This window comes from Massilia sp. Root351 (genome assembly GCF_001425045.1).
Classification (GTDB): Bacteria; Pseudomonadota; Gammaproteobacteria; order Burkholderiales; family Burkholderiaceae_D; genus Rugamonas.
This window is the reverse complement of the sequence record NZ_LMDJ01000018.1, coordinates 1-2,889: the sequence shown is the minus strand read 5'-3', so window position 1 is coordinate 2,889 and position 2,889 is coordinate 1. Positions and strand designations below refer to the sequence as shown.

1 rRNA gene is annotated in these 2,889 nt (G+C 51.4%); it reads right to left on the bottom strand.

Annotation, left to right across the window (positions count from 1 at the left end):
• Positions 1–7: 7 nt before the first annotated feature.
• Positions 8–2,882, bottom strand: a 23S ribosomal RNA gene (locus tag ASD15_RS17155).
• Between the last annotated feature and the right edge of the window lie 7 nt (positions 2,883–2,889).

Below are 2,889 nucleotides of genomic sequence, written 5' to 3'. Positions count from 1 at the left end.
ATGTTATAGGGACAAGCCTTACGGGCAATTAGTACTGGTTAGCTTAATGCATTACTGCACTTCCACACCCAGCCTATCAACGTCCTGGTCTCGAACGACCCTTCAAGGAGCTTAAAGCTCCGGGAAATCTCATCTCAAGGCAAGTTTCCCGCTTAGATGCTTTCAGCGGTTATCTCTTCCGAACTTAGCTACCCGGCAATGCCACTGGCGTGACAACCGGTACACCAGAGGTTCGTCCACTCCGGTCCTCTCGTACTAGGAGCAGCCCCCTTCAAATTTCCAACGCCCACGGCAGATAGGGACCAAACTGTCTCACGACGTTTTAAACCCAGCTCACGTACCACTTTAAATGGCGAACAGCCATACCCTTGGGACCGGCTACAGCCCCAGGATGTGATGAGCCGACATCGAGGTGCCAAACTCCCCCGTCGATATGAACTCTTGGGAGGAATCAGCCTGTTATCCCCAGAGTACCTTTTATCCGTTGAGCGATGGCCCTTCCATACAGAACCACCGGATCACTATGTCCTACTTTCGTACCTGCTCGACTTGTCGGTCTCGCAGTTAAGCACGCTTATGCCATTGCACTATTAGCACGATGTCCGACCGTACCTAGCGTACCTTCGAACTCCTCCGTTACACTTTAGGAGGAGACCGCCCCAGTCAAACTGCCTACCATGCACTGTCCCCGAYCCGGATYACGGRCCAAGGTTAGAACCTCAAACAAACCAGGGTGGTATTTCAAGGTTGGCTCCACGAGAACTGGCGTCCCCGCTTCAAAGCCTCCCACCTATCCTACACAGATTGGTTCAAAGTCCAATGCAAAGCTACAGTAAAGGTTCATGGGGTCTTTCCGTCTAGCCGCGGGTAGATTGCATCATCACAAACACTTCAACTTCGCTGAGTCTCGGGAGGAGACAGTGTGGCCATCGTTACGCCATTCGTGCAGGTCGGAACTTACCCGACAAGGAATTTCGCTACCTTAGGACCGTTATAGTTACGGCCGCCGTTTACTGGGACTTCAATCAAGAGCTTGCACCCCATCATTTAATCTTCCAGCACCGGGCAGGCGTCACACCCTATACGTCCACTTTCGTGTTTGCAGAGTGCTGTGTTTTTATTAAACAGTCGCAGCCACCAGTTTATTGCAACCCTTTCGCCCTACTGAAGTAAATCAGCCAAGCTACCGGGGCGTACCTTTTCCCGAAGTTACGGTACCAATTTGCCGAGTTCCTTCTCCCGAGTTCTCTCAAGCGCCTTAGAATACTCATCTCGCCCACCTGTGTCGGTTTGCGGTACGGTCTCGTATGACTGAAGCTTAGAGGCTTTTCTTGGAACCACTTCCGATTGCTACGTGAACAAGTTCACTCGTCCCACTCCCTTGAATTACGCRCCCGGATTTGCCTAAGYGCCTTCTATGAAGCAGAAACTGACTATTCCAACAGTCAGACAACCTTCCGCGATCCGTCCCCCCATCGCATCATACGACGGTGCAGGAATATTAACCTGCTTCCCATCAGCTACGCATCTCTGCCTCGCCTTAGGGGCCGACTCACCCTGCTCCGATGAACGTTGAACAGGAAACCTTGGGCTTACGGCGTGGGGGCTTTTCACCCCCATTATCGCTACTCATGTCAGCATTCGCACTTCTGATACCTCCAGCATCCTTTACAAGACACCTTCGCAGGCTTACAGAACGCTCTCCTACCATATGCATAAATGCATATCCGCAGCTTCGGTGACTGGCTTAGCCCCGTTACATCTTCCGCGCAGGACGACTCGATCAGTGAGCTATTACGCTTTCTTTAAATGATGGCTGCTTCTAAGCCAACATCCTGACTGTTTTAGCCTTCCCACTTCGTTTTCCACTTAGCCAATCTTTGGGACCTTAGCTGGCGGTCTGGGTTGTTTCCCTCTTGACGCCGGACGTTAGCACCCGACGTCTGTCTCCCAAGCTCGCACTCATCGGTATTCGGAGTTTGCAATGGTTTGGTAAGTCGCGATGACCCCCTAGCCATAACAGTGCTCTACCCCCGATGGTGATACTTGAGGCACTACCTAAATAGTTTTCGGAGAGAACCAGCTATTTCCAAGTTTGTTTAGCCTTTCACCCCTACCCACAGCTCATCCCCTAATTTTTCAACATTAGTGGGTTCGGTCCTCCAGTGCGTGTTACCGCACCTTCAACCTGGCCATGGGTAGATCACTTGGTTTCGGGTCTACACCCAGCGACTGGCGCCCTGTTCGGACTCGATTTCTCTACGGCTCCCCAATCTGGTTAACCTTGCCACTGAATGTAAGTCGCTGACCCATTATACAAAAGGTACGCAGTCACGGAACAAGTCCGCTCCTACTGTTTGTATGCACACGGTTTCAGGATCTATTTCACTCCCCTCCCGGGGTTCTTTTCGCCTTTCCCTCACGGTACTGGTTCACTATCGGTCGATTACGAGTATTTAGCCTTGGAGGATGGTCCCCCCATATTCAGACAGGATTTCTCGTGTCCCGCCCTACTTGTCGCATACTTAGTTCCACACATCGCATTTCGTGTACGGGGCTATCACCCGCTATGGCCGCCATTTCCAGAGCGTTCCACTATGCGTCATGCTAAATCATGCAGGCTCATCCCATTTCGCTCGCCACTACTTTGGGAATCTCGGTTGATTTATTTTCCTGCAGCTACTTAGATGTTTCAGTTCGCCGCGTTCGCTTTGCATGCCTATGTATTCAGCATGCAATGACCTAAAAGGCCGGGTTTCCCCATTCGGAAATCCTCGGATCAAAGCTTGTTTGTCAGCTCCCCGAGGCTTATCGCAGACTTCTACGTCCTTCATCGCCTGTAATCGCCAAGGCATCCACCATGTGCACTTATTCACTTGTCCCTATAAC